General features: G+C 47.6%; 18 protein-coding genes. 13 read left to right on the plus strand and 5 right to left on the minus strand.

Features of this window, described 5'->3' with window-relative positions; genetic code table 11:
* Positions 1-27 precede the first annotated feature (27 nt).
* Together P3X63_RS02765 and P3X63_RS02770 are read right to left on the minus strand one after the other, a co-directional pair.
* Complete coding sequence (locus P3X63_RS02765) at positions 28-1,014, minus strand: glycerophosphodiester phosphodiesterase family protein (RefSeq protein ID WP_026585932.1); 987 nt, start codon at positions 1,012-1,014, stop codon at positions 28-30.
* Between the two features lie 2 nt (positions 1,015-1,016).
* Positions 1,017-1,682: a GntR family transcriptional regulator gene (locus P3X63_RS02770; RefSeq protein ID WP_026585933.1), complete on the minus strand. Its 666-nt coding sequence runs from the start codon at positions 1,680-1,682 to the stop codon at positions 1,017-1,019.
* A 228-nt stretch (positions 1,683-1,910) separates the two neighbouring features.
* Here P3X63_RS02770 and P3X63_RS02775 point away from each other — a divergent pair, with 228 nt between their 5' ends.
* Complete coding sequence (locus tag P3X63_RS02775; protein ID WP_026585934.1) at positions 1,911-3,548, plus strand: SLC13 family permease; 1,638 nt, start codon at positions 1,911-1,913, stop codon at positions 3,546-3,548.
* A 29-nt stretch (positions 3,549-3,577) separates the two neighbouring features.
* Here P3X63_RS02775 and P3X63_RS02780 read toward each other — a convergent pair whose 3' ends face one another.
* The gene (locus tag P3X63_RS02780) at positions 3,578-3,703 is read right to left on the minus strand and encodes a MerR family transcriptional regulator (RefSeq protein ID WP_256860220.1); all 126 of its coding nucleotides are present in this window, start codon (positions 3,701-3,703) and stop codon (positions 3,578-3,580) included.
* A gap of 25 nt (positions 3,704-3,728) precedes the next feature.
* Entirely contained in the window at positions 3,729-3,917 is a 189-nt protein-coding gene (locus tag P3X63_RS02785) for a hypothetical protein (RefSeq protein ID WP_051290335.1), read from the minus strand.
* Between the two features lie 102 nt (positions 3,918-4,019).
* Between P3X63_RS02785 and P3X63_RS02790 the strand changes: the two genes are divergently transcribed.
* On the plus strand, positions 4,020-4,418 hold the full coding sequence (locus P3X63_RS02790; protein ID WP_077735702.1) for a 3-hydroxyacyl-ACP dehydratase FabZ family protein: 399 nt from the start codon (positions 4,020-4,022) through the stop codon (positions 4,416-4,418).
* A 775-nt stretch (positions 4,419-5,193) separates the two neighbouring features.
* Here the strand turns inward: P3X63_RS02790 and P3X63_RS02795 are convergent.
* Positions 5,194-5,913 carry a YrpD family protein gene (locus P3X63_RS02795; protein WP_277692881.1) on the minus strand — a complete coding sequence of 240 codons (720 nt, stop codon included), beginning with the start codon at positions 5,911-5,913 and terminating at the stop codon, positions 5,194-5,196.
* A gap of 192 nt (positions 5,914-6,105) precedes the next feature.
* Here P3X63_RS02795 and P3X63_RS02800 point away from each other — a divergent pair, with 192 nt between their 5' ends.
* The 11 genes from P3X63_RS02800 (at position 6,106) to P3X63_RS02850 (ending at position 16,574) form a co-directional block, all read left to right on the plus strand.
* The gene (locus tag P3X63_RS02800; RefSeq protein ID WP_277692441.1) at positions 6,106-6,861 is read left to right on the plus strand and encodes a Cof-type HAD-IIB family hydrolase; all 756 of its coding nucleotides are present in this window, start codon (positions 6,106-6,108) and stop codon (positions 6,859-6,861) included.
* A gap of 286 nt (positions 6,862-7,147) precedes the next feature.
* Positions 7,148-7,909, plus strand: a complete 762-nt coding sequence (gene pxpA / locus P3X63_RS02805; RefSeq protein WP_277692442.1) for a 5-oxoprolinase subunit PxpA — start codon at positions 7,148-7,150, stop codon at positions 7,907-7,909.
* A 25-nt stretch (positions 7,910-7,934) separates the two neighbouring features.
* A complete protein-coding gene (locus P3X63_RS02810; protein ID WP_277692443.1) occupies positions 7,935-9,146 on the plus strand; it encodes an NRAMP family divalent metal transporter in 1,212 nt (403 codons plus the stop codon).
* Positions 9,137-9,943, plus strand: a complete 807-nt coding sequence (locus tag P3X63_RS02815) for a putative hydro-lyase (RefSeq protein WP_277692444.1) — start codon at positions 9,137-9,139, stop codon at positions 9,941-9,943. Before P3X63_RS02810 ends, P3X63_RS02815 begins: the two co-directional genes overlap by 10 nt.
* A gap of 62 nt (positions 9,944-10,005) precedes the next feature.
* Positions 10,006-10,740: a 5-oxoprolinase subunit PxpB gene (gene pxpB / locus P3X63_RS02820; RefSeq protein WP_026585943.1), complete on the plus strand. Its 735-nt coding sequence runs from the start codon at positions 10,006-10,008 to the stop codon at positions 10,738-10,740.
* Positions 10,737-11,750: a 5-oxoprolinase subunit C family protein gene (locus P3X63_RS02825; protein ID WP_026585944.1), complete on the plus strand. Its 1,014-nt coding sequence runs from the start codon at positions 10,737-10,739 to the stop codon at positions 11,748-11,750. The genes pxpB and P3X63_RS02825 overlap by 4 nt, the downstream gene beginning before the upstream one ends.
* Before the next feature lie 32 nt (positions 11,751-11,782).
* On the plus strand, positions 11,783-12,532 hold the full coding sequence (locus P3X63_RS02830) for an IclR family transcriptional regulator (protein WP_077735695.1): 750 nt from the start codon (positions 11,783-11,785) through the stop codon (positions 12,530-12,532).
* 76 nt (positions 12,533-12,608) lie between these two features.
* Positions 12,609-13,253 (plus strand): GDSL-type esterase/lipase family protein, encoded by a 645-nt coding sequence (locus tag P3X63_RS02835; RefSeq protein ID WP_277692445.1) that lies wholly within the window; start codon positions 12,609-12,611, stop codon positions 13,251-13,253.
* A gap of 258 nt (positions 13,254-13,511) precedes the next feature.
* Positions 13,512-14,930, plus strand: a complete 1,419-nt coding sequence (locus P3X63_RS02840; RefSeq protein ID WP_277692446.1) for a PTS mannitol transporter subunit IIBC — start codon at positions 13,512-13,514, stop codon at positions 14,928-14,930.
* Between the two features lie 67 nt (positions 14,931-14,997).
* Entirely contained in the window at positions 14,998-15,438 is a 441-nt protein-coding gene (locus tag P3X63_RS02845) for a PTS mannitol transporter subunit IIA (protein WP_026585948.1), read from the plus strand.
* On the plus strand, positions 15,435-16,574 hold the full coding sequence (locus tag P3X63_RS02850; RefSeq protein ID WP_026585949.1) for a mannitol-1-phosphate 5-dehydrogenase: 1,140 nt from the start codon (positions 15,435-15,437) through the stop codon (positions 16,572-16,574). Before P3X63_RS02845 ends, P3X63_RS02850 begins: the two co-directional genes overlap by 4 nt.
* The last annotated feature ends 116 nt before the right edge of the window (positions 16,575-16,690 follow it).

Below are 16,690 nucleotides of genomic sequence, written 5' to 3' on the forward strand. Positions count from 1 at the left end.
GGGAATTCCCCTGCTTTCTGCTGTTTGTTATGGTTTCCCGTATAAAGGCGCAATCCGGTCAATCCGATTTGTCCAGATTCCCCCTGTGTAATCTTCAGGCAGTCGCTTGATGTCTTCAACCGTGTCAAATCCGCTTGAAAAACCAAGTCCGCTTCCGCCTGTCACAATCACCCGCGTATCTGCTTTATCCATCCGATTGAAAAAGCGGTCCGGCCATCCCCACAAAAAGGGCGCAACTTTTTCAGGAATGTGCAGCTGTGTGTGTTTGCAACCGTCCGGAATGTACCCCGTCCATCCGGCAGACATATATCGAATGAGACAGGCTTTCATCGTTTTTTTTGACATCACCCTAAGCTCAGGAAGCGTTTTCTTTAACGCTGCAATCGGTCCATCGCCGCCGTATACAGTCAGCTTGCGGAGCCGTTTTCGCGGGAGGCTGTCGAGTATTTTGGCCAGCTGAACCCCTTCATTCGGGTCATGGCTTTTGATATGAATGAGGAGCTCGCGATTTGGAAAATGTTCGAGAACCTCGGTGAAGGACGGCATAAGGCCGATGCCTTTGCCGCGAAAAGGATGTGTTTTTCCATGATCGGCGGTATAGCCATAACCGATATCAAGCTTTTTTAATTCTGCCATTGTATAATCTTTTGTCATCCCTGTGCCGTTTGTCCGGCAATCGAGCGTCCAATCGTGAAACACGGCGAATTGTCCGTCTTTTGTCGGCTTAATATCAAGTTCTACAACATCGGCCCCGGCCCGGAAAGCTGCTTCCATTGCCGGCAATGTGTTTTCAAGGTAAGAGTGTTCAGGCCGGTCAATCCGCTCTGCCGTACATGTATCGCTTTCAACCCCTTCCATCGGAAAGGTCTGTGACAGTCCCCGATGCGCCAGCAGCACCGGCTTTCCGCTTCGGTCGTTTGCGAGAAAAGAAGAATTGTTGAAATAGATAAAGGTAATGAATAAGAGGACCATCCACCAAGCTTTTCTCTTAAAACGCTTTCTGCCCTTTTTCATGGCTAACCGAACAAAACGGTTTTTAAATAATCAAGGTCAGCTTCTATATGCCTTTTCATCGACTCGGCCGCTTTTTGTTGGTTTCTGTCCCGCATATGCTTAAAAATCTCCTCATGCTGGCCGATGATGTCCAAACTGCGCTCCCGTTTTTCAAGGTTTTTGCTTCGATAAAAAAAGGTGAGAGACCGCAAATCGAGAAGCTGCTTTTGCAGGCGTACATTTTCGCTCGCTTCTATAATCAAATCATGAAACTTCGTATTCAAGTGAAGCAGGGCATTGGCCGATTCCCCGTTTTGCTTTTCAAATTGGTGATTCGCTTCGCGCAATGTATCGGCTATAAGGTCAAGGGTTTCAGCGGATGCAAGGCGCGTCGCCAAGCTTACGGCCAGTGATTCGAGCGCCTGGCGGCATTGATAAATATCCTCCAGGTCTTTGATTGTCGGCTCGTATACGGTTATTCTCGATTTGTCGTCAACGAAAAGCAGGCCTTCTTGTTCAAGCGTCCGAATCGCTTCTCTGACAGGGCTGCGGCTTACCTCCAGTTCTCTGGCAATTTGCGATTCATAGATTCGTTCCCCTGGCTGATATTCCCCTTTTATAATCATGTCTTTTAAATAATGGTGGACTTGATCATAGTAAGAGACTGCACGCTGTATGGAAAATTTCACGCTGTTCACCTCGTTTGTTTTTCACTGCCGAAATCATTAATAGTCTAGCAAAAATCTTCAAAAACCTTCAACCTTATATTTCCATAATCTTGATCAATTTGTGACAAAAAAGTGTTGACTGCTATTCCGTGTCCGTTATACTTAAATTATACCTGTCGACAGTCGGCGGGTTGTTCATTGATTACTATTGTAAGCGCTTTATTGATAGAAGGGAAGGGGGAAATATTAATGAAATCAAATGTTGCATCAGCTTGGGATATGCTTTGGAGGTCACACAGGGAAGCCAAAAGGCTGCTGATGTTCTCCGTACCCGCCAAATCCGGAAAGGATGCCGGATTGCCGTTCAAGGCGGATCAGCTCACGCGGGAAGAGAAACCGCCAGGCTATAAAACGCCGCAAAAAATCGGCTTGCTGCTTGGCCCTGCACTGTTTTTCGCCGTTATTTTGTTCTTTTTTCCCGAAGGGTTGAGCTATGAAGGCCGAATGGTCTTGGCGACCACATTATGGGTGGCGGTTTGGTGGATTACCGAAGCCGTGCCGATTCCTGCAGCATCCCTGCTGCCGATTGTGCTGCTTCCGCTGACGGGAGCGCTGGAAGGAGATGCTGTCACAGCAAGCTATGGCGATCCGATTGTGTTTTTGTTTTTAGGGGGATTTCTGATTGCCCTTGCCATGGAGCGCTGGAATCTGCATAAACGGATCGCGCTCAACATTATATCCATCGTCGGCACAAGCACATCAAGAATTGTTCTTGGGTTTATGGCGGCGACAGGCTTTTTGTCGATGTGGGTCTCCAACACGGCCGCGGTGATGATGATGCTGCCGATTGGAACGGCCATTATCCATCAGGTGTCTGCGGTTATGAAATCCGAAGGAAAAGATTTCGCCGGCGAGGAAGAGAAATTTTCCAAGGCCCTCATCTTCAGCATCGGGTACGCGGGAACGATCGGCGGACTCGGAACGCTGATCGGTACACCGCCGAACATTATTTTGGCGGCCAATATTCAAAAGCTGTACGGAGCGGAAATTTCTTTCGCCGGCTGGATGGCCTTTGCCGTGCCGGTTGTTGTGATTTTGCTTGTGGCGGTATGGCTTTACTTGACCAAGGTCGCCCACCCGATCAAAATGAAACAGCTGCCGGGCGGAAAAGAATTGATTCTTGAAGAAAAAAGAAAGCTTGGAACGATCAGCTTTGAAGAAACAATGGTGCTGCTCGTGTTCGGCTTCGCCGCGTTTATGTGGGTGACAAGAACATTTTTATGGGACGATCGCATACCAGGCATTTCTGATACGATGATCGCAATTTTTGCAGCTTCACTGCTTTTCCTCATTCCATCATTGAATAAAGGCGGAAGGGTATTGGACTGGACGGTGTCAAAAGACTTGCCATGGGGCATCCTCCTGTTGTTCGGCGGAGGTCTCGCCCTTGCGACAGGCTTTAAAGAAACGGGTTTGGCCGAGTGGATCGGCGGACGGCTGACAATATTAGACGGATTTAATTTTGTTATTATCGTCGTCGTCTCAGCGGCTTTGGTGCTGTTTTTGACTGAAATCACATCCAATACGGCGACGGCCACGATGATTCTGCCGGTGCTGGCGTCGCTTGCGCTGGCGCTCAACGTCCATCCTTTTGCGCTGATGGTGCCTGCGGCGATGGCGGCGAACTGCGCGTTTATGCTTCCTGTAGGGACACCGCCGAATGCGATTATTTTCGCTTCGGGAAAAATAAAAATCAGCGAAATGGTCAGGACGGGATTTATCATTAACATCTTCACACTGATATTAATTGTCGGAGCTGTGTTCTATATCCTTCCTCACCTGTGGGGAGTCGATCTGACCATCTTTCCCGACCAGTTGAAGCGGTAAACAAAAGCCGGGCTGACATAAGCCCGGCTTTATTCGTGTTTGTCTTTTTCTTTTTGAAGAGACTCATAATATTCGACTTTGGCATCGATTTTTTCTAAATTGGCCTGCAGTCTGCCAATGTCCTCCGCAATTTGTTTTCGATGGCTTTTCAGCATGTCCCTGTTCTCCTTTCCGAACACATCAGAAAAATGGATGATGCTGTTTCCGAGATGAAGTTCGGCGTGCAGATAATTTTCCTTCATCTCCTTTAAACATCTCGATGTCATCGGCCAGCAGCACATTTTGAATGTCTCCGCCCAGTGTCTCCTGGTAGAAGCTGAGCGCTTCCTTGCAATTCTCAATAAAGAGATAAGGGTTTGCGCTTTTCAATGGAAGTCCCTCCTTTTTTCGGATCAACATATTTAGGTTGATGCAAATACAGGAGAAATAAACCAAATTGCGGTATAATCATGATAAAAAAGGATGATAAGCGTGAACAAGTCTGGACTGCCGCATCAATATCCATTTTTATTTGTCGACTGCATTGTTGATACTGAGCCGGGAAAATGGGCGAGAGGGTATAAATTGATCACGGAAAATGACTGGTTTATCACGGAGAGCCAACAGGACATGCCATTTTCCATCATGGTTGAATCTCTCGCTCAGGTTGCTGCATTTACCGCACAGGAAGACAGCACTGGGATCGGCTTTCTTTCTTCTGTGAAAAAAGCCGAATGCATCGGCAGGGCGGTTCCGGGAGACAAGCTTGATCTGTATTTTGAAGTTGCCCGTTATAAACGGGGATTTTTATTCGGAAAAGGAATGGCCTCTGTTAACGGAACAAAAGTAGCGGAAGCTGAGCTGGGAATCTTTATGGAGAGCGGCAAGTGAATCAAAGGATGCTGAAAACGGTGATCATGTGAAGAGGAAGACAGATGAGGATGCAAATGAAGCTTTTCAAGTGATGACTGATTGCTGAGAATGACATGATTGCAAAATACAGGAGCGGGCATTGTGCCTCCTCTTTTTTAATCTGTTTTGTAGTTTTAAAATATATGATAAAATGACATTTGTTACTAAAATGGTAGAATTCTGTATTGGGGTTTCTGTTTATTAAATCTTAGACTAGAGGATGATGTTTTGTTTTCAAAAAGAAAATTTAAATTAACTGTCGTCACGTTGTCTTTGGTTTTGGGTTGTAGCGCTGGGCTGGAGTGTTATTAGGAGCATCAGGACCAGCAGGTTGGGCAGTCGGCACTGGCATGGCAACAGCTTATGACCTAGGTTCGCTTGCATGTCCAAACTAAAGCCTGTTTTAAAAAGATACCAACTGACTGTTAATTTTACTCCTATTGCACTTTTTACCTGTTTAACTCTTTTGTATCGTACACGAGATGTATACCCTACTTTGATATTGTTTATTTTAATGGTATTGAACATATTTTCTTTTGAGTTATTCATGAATCATAAATACGATGGCTCTAAGAAAAAAGCGATTCCAACAACGATATATTTCATATTATCAAGTCTGCTTTATATGCTAGCTTACATTTGGATAACAGGATATTAGGGGATGTCCCGACAAATAGATGGTGAACCGCTTAAGGCAGTTCACCGTTTTTTATGTTTTAGATTGTTTAAGAGCCGCATTGCTCGGCGCTATTGTTCATTTCGTTTTCTTGACGGTTATGCTGACACTGCCGGCAGAAGCGTTAACCGTTGCACAGTCTTCAATGTCCACAACAGGTGTGACCGTTTTATGATCGATCTTGATCCCAGTGAAAGAGGTTGAAAAGTTCGCGATAATGGCGGATCGCTGACTTTCAGTTGAGACGGCTGCGGTGGCGGGTGTTTTCCATTTCGAGATGGAGCCGATGTTTGATCCCTTGATTTCCGCTATAATGCGTCCGGTATAGCCGTGGTTGTTTGTTCCCCAAAATGTAGCTCGTGTATTGCCATTCAAGTTTTTATAGATGGTCATTTGCACTGTGCTGCCAGGACGGAAGCCTTTTTTGTATGTAAATTGCTTTTCCCCTTCAATATAGGTTTCCTCATTTTTTGCCCCGACCTTCATCACCGGTTTCCAAATGTTATAGGTGCTGCTGTACTGAAGACCGATATCTGCTTCAGTTCCATTGACTGCACGAAAGCCCGAATAAATATAAGCAGTTGCGTTAGAGACTTTCATTGTGTTAGGAAGCTGGATTTTTGCAGTAAAAATCGAACCTGTGCTGTTCAAATAGGCGCGGCCCCCGATTCCTTTAGGCAGTTTGTTGGCTGCTTTTGCGACTTGAGCGTGTGCGCCGGGAAGTCCTGGAATACCTGCTGAACAGGTTCCGAACAAAACGGCTGTACCGATTGCAACCACTATCAATACTTTTTTTATGACCTCCGATTTTCCTGATGGACTGCACGATCAATTCTTATTGTAGCGCTGCTTACGTTTATTTTTTTAGAATAATTTGACAAGATGATAACATCTTTATCCAAGTGAATAGACTTAACGATTTCTTTGTCCTGGCCGATTTTTATATTAGAATAGATAGAAGCCTATAAAAACTGGAGGTATCTTAATATCGTGTCAGTCAATCAAACAGAACGAGTCGATGTGAAGCTAGTGGCATTGGATATGGATGGGACGTTGTTGAACGATGAGCAGACCATTTCAGATGAAAACAGAAAAGCGATTAAAGAAGCCGAAGAGAAAGGGGTATATGTCGTGCTCAGCACTGGACGGACGCTGATGACGTGCCGCGAATTGGCGGAGTCGTTGGAGCTGTCTTCATTTTTGATCACGGCTAATGGCAGTGAAATCTGGGATTCTTCCTTTCAGCTGGTTGAACGCCAGCTGCTTCACCCCGATCATGTGCAGATGATGTGGGATTTGCGCAATACACATCAAACCGATTTTTGGGCGGCCAGCGTCGATAAAGTGTGGAGAGGCGAGTTTCCTGATGATATACAGTCGTATGAATGGCTGAAATTCGGGTTTGACATTCCGGATGACGAAGTCAGAAACCGGGTGCTCGAGGAGCTGAAAAAAAACAAGGAACTGGAAGTCACCAACTCCAGCCCGACCAATATCGAAGTCAACGCCATCGGCATCAATAAAGCGGCGGCTTTGGCGAAGGTTTGCGAGCGCCTCGGCTTTACAATGGAACATGTGATGGCGGTTGGCGACAGTTTAAACGATATCGCCATGATCAAAGAAGCGGGGCTGGGTGTCGCCATGGGAAACGCCCAGGACATCGTCAAAGAAACAGCTGATTGGATTACGGATGCCAATACAGAACATGGTGTCGCAAAAGCGATCAGACATTGGGTATTGTCATAGAGGATGAATATATGAAAAAAAGGGCCGGACAGGCTCTTTTTTATTTAGAAATAAAAAATTTCGAAAAATAAAATATCCTGAAAATCCTTTATGATAGCGCCCTTTCGGCCGGTATATGATTAGGACATATGTCAGGTTTCTTAACAATATGATGCCAAGACGGTAAATCCCTGTTATAATCTATGTTAAGTTTGATTATTCGGAATAAAGGTTCCGAAAATCGGAACAAAAAGGGGATATACTAAAAATCGGCGAATTGCGGCATCAATAAACAGGGGGGATTAACATGAATCTAGTGGATCTAAACTGTGATCTCGGAGAGAGTTTTGGCGCCTATCAAATAGGCTTGGACGAGGATATTCTCGAATTTGTCACATCAGCCAATGTGGCTTGCGGATTTCATGCCGGAGATCCGGGTGTTATGCGGAAAACCGTGGCGATGGCGGCGGAAAAAGGCGTTCAAATCGGCGCTCACCCCGGACTTCCGGATCTGGCGGGATTTGGCCGCCGCAATATGGCCATTACACCTGATGAAGCATATGATCTCGTGGTATATCAAATTGGCGCACTGTCCGGCTTTTTAAAAGCAGAAGGTGTCAACATGCAGCATGTTAAACCGCATGGTGCACTTTATAATATGGCGGCAAAAAGCAGGGAATTATCGGATGCGATCGCTCAAGCCGTCTATAACACAGACCCCGAGCTGATTTTGTTCGGATTGGCGGGAAGCGAGCTCGTACTCGCCGGGGAAAGAGCCGGTTTGAAAACGGCTCATGAAGTGTTCGCCGATCGTACATATCAGGAAGACGGGACATTGACCTCCCGCCTGCAGGATGACGCGCTGATTCAAGACGATGATCAAGCGGTCGCTCAAGTCATCCGTATGGTCAAGGAAGGAAAAGTCCGCAGTCTGCAGGGAACGGATGTCAGTCTGAAAGCAGATACCGTATGTATTCACGGCGATGGTACGCATGCGCTTCAATTTGCGCAAAAAATCCGCCGTGAACTGGAATTATCAGATATAAAAGTACAAGCATTCTCAACATGATTGCCGACAAAAGGAGGAATACAATTTGAAGCAAAACAAAAAAACGAAGGCCGCTTCAAGCAACTGGACACTATTATTGGGAGCGGCATTTTTAATGGCCACGTCCTCAATCGGACCCGGTTTTCTTACACAGACAACAGTATTTACCCAAAGTTTGGCCGCAAGTTTCGGTTTTGTCATCCTGGTATCGATTATTTTAGATATTTGCGCTCAAACGAACGTATGGAGAATTATTGCTGTTTCTGAAAAAAGAGGCCAGGAAATCGCCAACCTTGTCTTTCCGGGTCTCGGCTATGTGATCGCTTTCCTCGTCGTCCTCGGCGGGCTTGCCTTCAATATCGGAAACATTGGGGGCGCGGGTCTCGGGCTTGAGGTTTTATTCGGAATCTCACCAAAGACAGGAGCCATTATCAGCGCCGTCATTGCCATTCTTATTTTCGTCATCAAAGAAGCGGGTAAAGCGATGGACCGGTTTACGCTGATTGCGGGCTTTGTCATGATTTTGTTAACCGTGTATGTCGCTGTCACGACGGGACCGCCCGTTGGCGAAGCGCTCACAAAAACGGTGATGCCTGATAAAATCGACATTGTTGCAATTGTCACGCTTGTCGGCGGAACGGTCGGCGGATACATTACGTTTGCCGGCGGACACCGTTTGCTTGACGCAGGTGTGAAAGGAAAAGATTCCATTCCTGAAGTGACGAAAAGCTCTGTTTCCGGCATTTTAATTACATCTATCATGAGGATCGCGCTTTTTTTGGCTGTCCTCGGCGTTGTATCGAAAGGCTTGCAGATTAATCCTGATAACCCGCCGGCTTCCGTATTCCAGCTTGCCGCAGGAAATGTCGGCTATAAAATCTTTGGTCTCGTCATGTGGGGGGCTGCTGTAACATCCGTTATCGGCGCCGCTTATACATCGGTTTCATTCTTTAAAACGTTCTCGCCGAAAATCGAAAAAAATTCGAACGTCATTATTATCGCTTTTATTGTGATTTCAACGCTTTGCTTTATAACAATCGGAAAGCCTGTCAACCTGCTCGTTCTTGCCGGTGCCCTAAATGGGCTGATCCTGCCGATCGCACTCGGCTCCCTCTTAATCGGCGCCCATAAAAAGAACGTTGTCGGCGATTACAGACATCCGGTTTGGCTGACGATTCCCGGCATAATCGTCGTGATTGTGATGGCGATTATGGGAGGCTATACACTGATCAATGAAATTCCAAAATTATGGGGATGATTTCATTGCGAAATTTACAAATGATGCGCCCGGAAGAAGTCCGCGGCTTGATTCGGCAGGGGAGACTGTCCGAACCGACAGCCGGCATGGCCGGGGGCTACACTCAGGCAAACTTGGTTATTTTAAAAAAGGAGCTTGCTTTTGACTTTCTGCTGTTTTGCCAGCGGAATCAAAAGCCGTGCCCGATTCTCGATGTCACAGAACCGGGCTCTCCCATTCCGGCAATCGTAGCGCCGAGCGCAGATATCCGCACCGATTTTCCGAAGTACCGCGTCTACAAAAACGGTGAATTAACGGACGAAGTCACGGATATCTCGCCATTGTGGGAGGAGGATATGGTCGGTTTTTTAATCGGCTGCAGCTTCACATTTGAGCAAGCCTTACTGAATAATGGAATTCCCGTCAGACACATTGAAGAAAAGCGAAATGTTCCGATGTATCAAACGAATATCCCTTGTGTTGAGGCGGGCCGGTTCAAAGGGCCAATGGTCGTCAGTATGCGTCCGATTCCGGAGGAGCAGGTCGTGCGGGCCGTTCAGGTGACATCAAGGTTTCCCGCCGTTCACGGAGCCCCGGTGCATATTGGCAATCCTGAAGCTATCGGTATTCAAGACATCGCAACTCCCGATTTCGGTGATGCGGTGACAATAAATAAAGGGGAAGTTCCGGTGTTCTGGGCTTGCGGTGTTACGCCTCAAGCGGTCGCAATGCATGTGAAGCCGGAGCTGATGATCACACATGCGCCGGGTCACATGCTGATCACGGATGTGCGTGATGAACAGTTTGGTGTTTTATAGCGATCAATACAGAGCCATTTGCTCTGTATTGATTTTGGGGATAAAGGCAAGGTGGTGTAGAATTGAACAGTTTATCAGATGTAAAAATAGAGCCGCTCGGAGATTCTGCGGTGATCATTCAGCTTGGAACCGATATTGATGAACAGATCCAGCGGTTGGCAAGCGCTTTAACAAAACAGATTGAAAGCGATCCGTTTCCAGGCTTCATTGAATGTGTGCCGGCATTTACGAGCGTGACCGTTTTCTATCGTCCATTTGCAGTATATCAACTGATCAAGAACGATCCGGCTTTTGATTCTCCATTTGAAAAAGTAAAAGCCCTCATCAAAAAAAACCTCCAAGAGCTGACGCTAGAAGAAAACGCAGAAAAACGCACGGTTGAAATCCCTGTATGCTATGGGGGCAGTTTCGGCCCTGATTTGGAGGAAGTGGCCAAGATCAACGGTCTGACTCCTGAAGAAGTGATTGACATTCACACCGCGGGTGAATACCTCGTTTATATGATCGGCTTCGCACCGGGATTCCCTTATCTCGGCGGAATGTCTGAAAAAATCGCCGCACCGCGGCGGTCTTCTCCGCGCACAGCGATTCCGGCAGGTTCAGTGGGAATCGCCGGCATGCAGACAGGTGTCTATCCATTATCTACACCTGGCGGCTGGCAGCTGATCGGCAACACACCTCTTGAGTTATTCAGGCCTTATGAGCAGCCTCCAAGTTATTTAAGAGCGGGAGATGTTGTCAAATTTGTCAGTGTGACTGAAGAGGAGTACAACAGGTTGAAGGAGGGAGAAGCTTGAGCATCGAAGTTTTAAAGCCGGGCCTGATGACGACGGTTCAAGATTTAGGGCGCACCGGCTATCAAAAATACGGCGTCCTTGTCAGCGGAGCAATGGATGCCGACTCTTTGCGCCTTGCCAATATGCTTGCAGGAAACAGTGAGAATGAAGCGGCGCTTGAAGTGACGCTGATGGGCCCGGGGCCGTCCCTCCGCTTTCAGAAAAGAGCCCTGATCGCGGTTACGGGAGCGGACTTTTCACTGACTGTAAATGATGAAGAAGTACCGCTGTGGAGACCGGTCTTGGTTGAGGAAGGAAGCGTCCTGACATTCGGAATGTGCAAACGGGGAAGCCGCGCGTATATGGCCGTTGCCGGGGGAATCGCCGTCCCTTCCGTGATGGACAGCAAAAGCACATATGTCAGGGCCGGAATCGGCGGCTACAAGGGAAGACCTTTGCAAAAAAGCGACCTGCTGGCGGCCGGAGAACTGACGCCTTTATCGGAAAGAATGATGGAGAAGTTGAAAGATCAATTGAATCAGAGAGGATTCGCGGCTCCAAAATGGGCCGTCGATCAAAAGTATTTTCTTCCCCTGAAGAAAAACCCGGTGATCCGTGTCATCAAAGGAGAGCAATTGACCGCTTTTACCGAAGCTTCACAGGAAAGATTTTTCCAAGAGGCTTTTCGGGTGACGGCCAAATCCGACCGGATGGGCTACCGTCTTCAAGGAGAAGTGCTTGAACTGAAAAAACCGCTGGAAATGATTTCTGAAGCGGTATCTTTCGGAACGATCCAGGTTCCGCCTGACGGCAATCCGATCGTGCTGCTTGCGGACAGGCAGACGGCAGGGGGGTATCCGCGAATTGCCCATATCATTTCGACCGACTTATCCACTGTGGCCCAGATGATGCCGGGGGAACAGGTGAAGTTTGAGCTAGTCAGCCTCTATGATGCAGAACGAATGTATATTGAAAGGGAGACAAAAATCAGCGAACTTTCGGCCCGCTTAAAGCTTGAATACATGTTATGATATAGTGTGATGTGTATCAGGAGGGGGAAGGGATGGAAAACAGGAATAAAACGGTTGTCAAAGCCATGACTCTGCTCAATCTGTTTTTGACGAGAGAAAGGCTCTCTCTCAATGACATGATTGAGCTTACGGGCATGCCGAAAACATCTGTGTACCGCATGGTTTGCTCTCTCGAAGAAATGGGGTTTCTCGATCGCGATGAAAATGGGATGTACGCTTTAGGGCTGTTATTTCTCCAATACGGCCAGCTCGTTTCAGAAAGGCTTGATATCCGGAAAATCGCCTTGCCCATTATGGAAGCGCTTCGCGATGAAGTGGATGAAGCCGTCCATTTGATTGTGAGGCGGGGGAATGAAGCGATGTACATAGAAAAAATAGAGGGAACACAGACGGTTCGCCTTTACACGGCGATCGGCAGGCGCTCGCCGCTGTATGCCGGAGCCTGTGCGCGGAGCATTTTGACCTTTTTGCCCAAAAAAGAGCGGGATTCCTATGTCGAAAAAATCGAGTTGAAGCCGATGGCTTCAGGAACGATCCGCGGCAAGGAGGAGCTTCTACGCGTGCTTGAGGAATCATACCGAAATGGCTGCACCGTCAGCCATTCAGAGCTTGAAGATTATACATCCGCCATCGCCGCGCCGATTTTCAACCATAAACGCGAGGTTGTCGCCGGTATCAGCATTGCCGGATTTGAAGCGCGCTTTCAAAAAGACCGCCTTCCCTATTTGACGGAACGGGTCAAAAAAGCAGCGCTCGACATTTCCAAAAAACTAGGTTTTTAAATGAAGGAGAGTATCCTTTTTCACTTCTGTCGAGTACATATATGGTATCTGTCACAAAACAGAAGGGGGAAAGGATATGACGCTTCAATATGTCGCTCTCGGCGACTCTTTGACCGTCGGAGTCGGCTCCGGCTTGTTTGAGCCGGGATTTGTCCAGCGCTATAAGAAAAAAGTGGAGGAAGACTTGAAGCAGGATGTCTCATTAGTGAAATTCGCAAAATCGGGACTTGAGACGGCGGAAATTCTCGACATGCTCAATATGCCGTTCGTCAAAGAACAGGTTAAAAAAGCGGATGTCATCACGATCACGGGATGTGGGAACGATCTGCTTCGATCCTTGGACATATACGAGAAAGAAAAGGATGAGCATGTTTTTTTGGAAGCCTCTTCCCATTGCCAGAAAAACTACTCAAACATGTTGGAAAAAATAAATGAGATCAAGGGCGAAAAAGACGGCTGTTATGTCATCCGGCTCCTCAACTTATACAATCCGTTTCCGCACATCGAATTGGCCGACAAGTGGATTACCGGCTTTAACCGGCACTTAAAACAGCTGGAATCACCGCCGCATGTCAAGGTCATCGACACGTATGCCGTTTTTAAAGGACGCGAAAAAGAACTGCTGTCATTTGATCGGGTTCATCCGAACAGCAGGGGATATGAAGCCATGGCGGAAAAGCTGAGGGAGGCGGGCTATGGGCCGCTTGACAATGAAATCTAAATCGTTAAACGAAAGATCCTTCTGATAAAAGAAGGTCTTTTTTTTATGCCTTGGAAGGCTCTGCCCGGTTTATTTGCCGCAGGCAAAGACACAATCAAACATTCACTATTAAATTTTGTCACACCGCTAATGCCAAAGTGGCGTTTTCTTTCAATTGAGACGCGTCTGTAAGCGTTTTAATATAAAAACAAGAGGCCGACATTATTCGACATCATTTTTTGATCTGTTGCTTTTAAAGACAACAAAGGAGGTTATGAAATGGAAGACAAACAAAATAAAGGTTTCAAAGTAAAGATTCAACGTTTCGGCAGCTATTTAAGCGGAATGATTATGCCGAACATCGGCGCATTTATCGCATGGGGCATCATTACCGCCTTATTTATTCCGACGGGGTGGATGCCGAATGAAGCGCTCGCTTCATTGGTTGATCCGATGATTAAATACTTGCTGCCGCTATTGATCGGCTACACGGGCGGTAAGATGGTGTACGACCACCGCGGAGGCGTCGTCGGGGCGACAGCTGCTATCGGCGTCATTGTCGGCGCAGACATTCCGATGTTCCTCGGCGCGATGATCACGGGGCCGCTGGGCGGCTATTTGATCAAATTGACCGACAGGCTTTTCAAAGATAAGGTCCGTTCAGGATTTGAAATGCTGATCAACAACTTCACGGCCGGCATCCTCGGATTTATCCTGACCGTGCTCGGTTTCTTGGCGATCGGTCCGGTTGTGCTCGGCTTGAATAAAACATTGGCGGCCGGTGTGGAAGTGATCGTCAATGCGAACCTGCTGCCGCTGGCCAGCATTTTTGTAGAACCGGCGAAAGTTCTTTTCCTGAACAATGCCATCAACCACGGGATTTTGAGTCCGATTGGGATTGAAGAAGCGGCCAATACAGGAAAATCGATTTTGTTCCTGCTCGAAGCGAATCCTGGACCGGGCCTCGGCATTCTGCTGGCTTATATGGTATTCGGAAGAGGAACATCAAAGCAAACCGCGCCTGGGGCTGCGGTCATTCACTTCCTTGGGGGAATTCATGAAATCTATTTCCCTTACATCTTGATGAAACCGCTGCTCATTTTAGCTGCAATCGCAGGGGGTGCAAGCGGTGTGCTGACATTCTCCATCTTTAATGCGGGGCTTGCGGCCGTTCCGTCTCCGGGAAGCATTATCGCAGTTTTGGCGATGACACCGAAAGGCAACCACATCGGCATTATCCTTGGTGTTCTTGTCGCGGCGGCGGTCTCATTTATTGTGGCGGCGCTCATTCTCAAAACATCTAAAGCAGCTGATGAAGATTTAACAGCAGCGACGGAAAAAATGCAGCAAATGAAAGGCAAGAAAAGCCAGGCCGTTTCTGCCTTGACTTCAGCTGAACAAGCTGAGGAATCAGCATACGAAAATGTCGGCAAAATCATCTTCGCTTGTGATGCCGGAATGGGCTCCAGTGCGATGGGAGCGTCCATTTTGAAAAACAAAGTCAAAAAGGCTGAACTCGATATCGATGTTTCCAATACATCGATTAACAATCTGCCGGATGACGCGGATATCGTCATTACGCATAAAGATTTGACGGAGCGCGCGAAAGCGAAGCTTCCAACCGCCAAACACATTTCAGTAGAAAATTTTCTTAACAGTCCAAAATACGACGAACTGATCAATCAGCTGAAAAAATAATATTTTGCAACCCGTGAGCCTGTTCATTCAGGCTCACACAACATGTATGAAAGAGAGTGATTTCCCAATGAAACCAGTACTTGCAAAAGAAAACATTCATCTCAATCAATCTGCCGCAACACAGGAAGAAGCGATCAGGCTTGCAGGAAAGGCTCTTGTTGATTCCGGGTATGTCACGGCGGACTATATCGAGAAGATGCTTGAGAGGGAAAGCATAACATCCACTTACATGGGCAACGCGATCGCCATTCCGCACGGTACAGAAGACAGCAAACAAAACGTTCTTCACTCAGGCATCTCCGTCATTCAAATACCTGAAGGTGTTGAATACGGTGATGGAAATATTGCGAAAGTGGTTTTTGGCATCGCCGGGAAAAACGATGAACACCTTGAAATCCTTTCGAAGATTGCCATCGTCTGCTCTGAAACCGAAAATGTTGAACGATTGATCAACGCTGAAGACGAAGCTGAATTGATGACGGTTTTTGAAGAAGGTGCAGAGCTATGATCGCCTTGCACTTTGGCGCGGGCAATATCGGCCGCGGATTCATCGGCGCCCTGCTCTGCAAATCGGGATATGAAGTTGTCTTTGCCGATGTGAATGAAACCGTCATCCAAGAACTGAACGAAAAGCGGCGCTATACCGTCGAATTGGCTGACACAGCCCGGAAGACGGAAACGATCGGCCCCGTCCGGGCGATCAACAGCGGCACAGAGCTTGAAGTGTTGTATGAAACACTTGAACAAGCCGATCTCGTGACAACAGCCGTCGGCCCATCAGTGCTGAAACTGATTGCCAAGCCGATCGCAGAAGGGCTGAAAAAGCGGCTCAAAACAAACGGCAAACCCCTTCACATCATCGCCTGTGAAAATATGATCGGCGGAAGCAGTCATCTGCAGGAGGAGGTTTTCAGCCACTTAAACGAAGAAGAGCGCAAAGCGCTTGACGGAGTCGTTGCCTTTCCGAATTCCGCGGTAGACCGGATTGTGCCGATCCAGCATCACGAAGACCCGCTGAAGGTGAGCGTTGAGCCGTTCTTCGAATGGGCGGTCGACAAAACTGCGTTTATCAGCGATATCCCCGATATTCAAGGGGTGACCTATGTATCCGATCTTGCGCCTTTCATTGAAAGAAAGCTTTTTACCGTCAATACCGGACATGCCATGGCCGCATATGCCGGCTATCAAAAAGGACTCAAGACGATAAAAGAGGCCGTCGATCATCCGGAGGTGCGCCAAACGGTCGCAGGCGCGCTGGAAGAAACGGGGCGCTACCTTGTTGAGACATATGATTTTACAGAGGAGGAGCACGAGCGCTATATTAAGAAAATTTTCAGCCGGTTTGAAAATGAAAGCCTCTCAGACGATGTCACACGTGTGGCCAGATCGCCGCTTCGTAAGCTTGGCCCGCATGACCGGCTTGTCGGTCCGGCCCAAAAGCTGAGCAAATCGGGGGTTGAACCTGTCCGCCTAGCGGAAGGGATCGCCTTGGCGCTGCAGTTCGATTTTGCTGATGATCAGGAAGCCGTTCAGCTTCAAAGCATGATCGCTGAAAAAGGCTATGAAGAAGTGCTTCAGGACGTATGCGGGCTCGACAAGAATGAATCTTTGTTCGCGCTGGTGATGAAGCATTTGAAACAATAGTTTCCGATAAAACCGCGGGAGCCTGGCGGGGGCCTGCCACAAACGGAACGAATGATAGGGTGGCTCGGGACATAACCTAGTAGAAGCATCAGCTGTCAGCTGATGTTTCTTCACTT

The organism is Bacillus sp. HSf4, assembly GCF_029537375.1.
Classification (GTDB): Bacteria; Bacillota; Bacilli; order Bacillales; family Bacillaceae; genus Bacillus; species Bacillus sonorensis_A.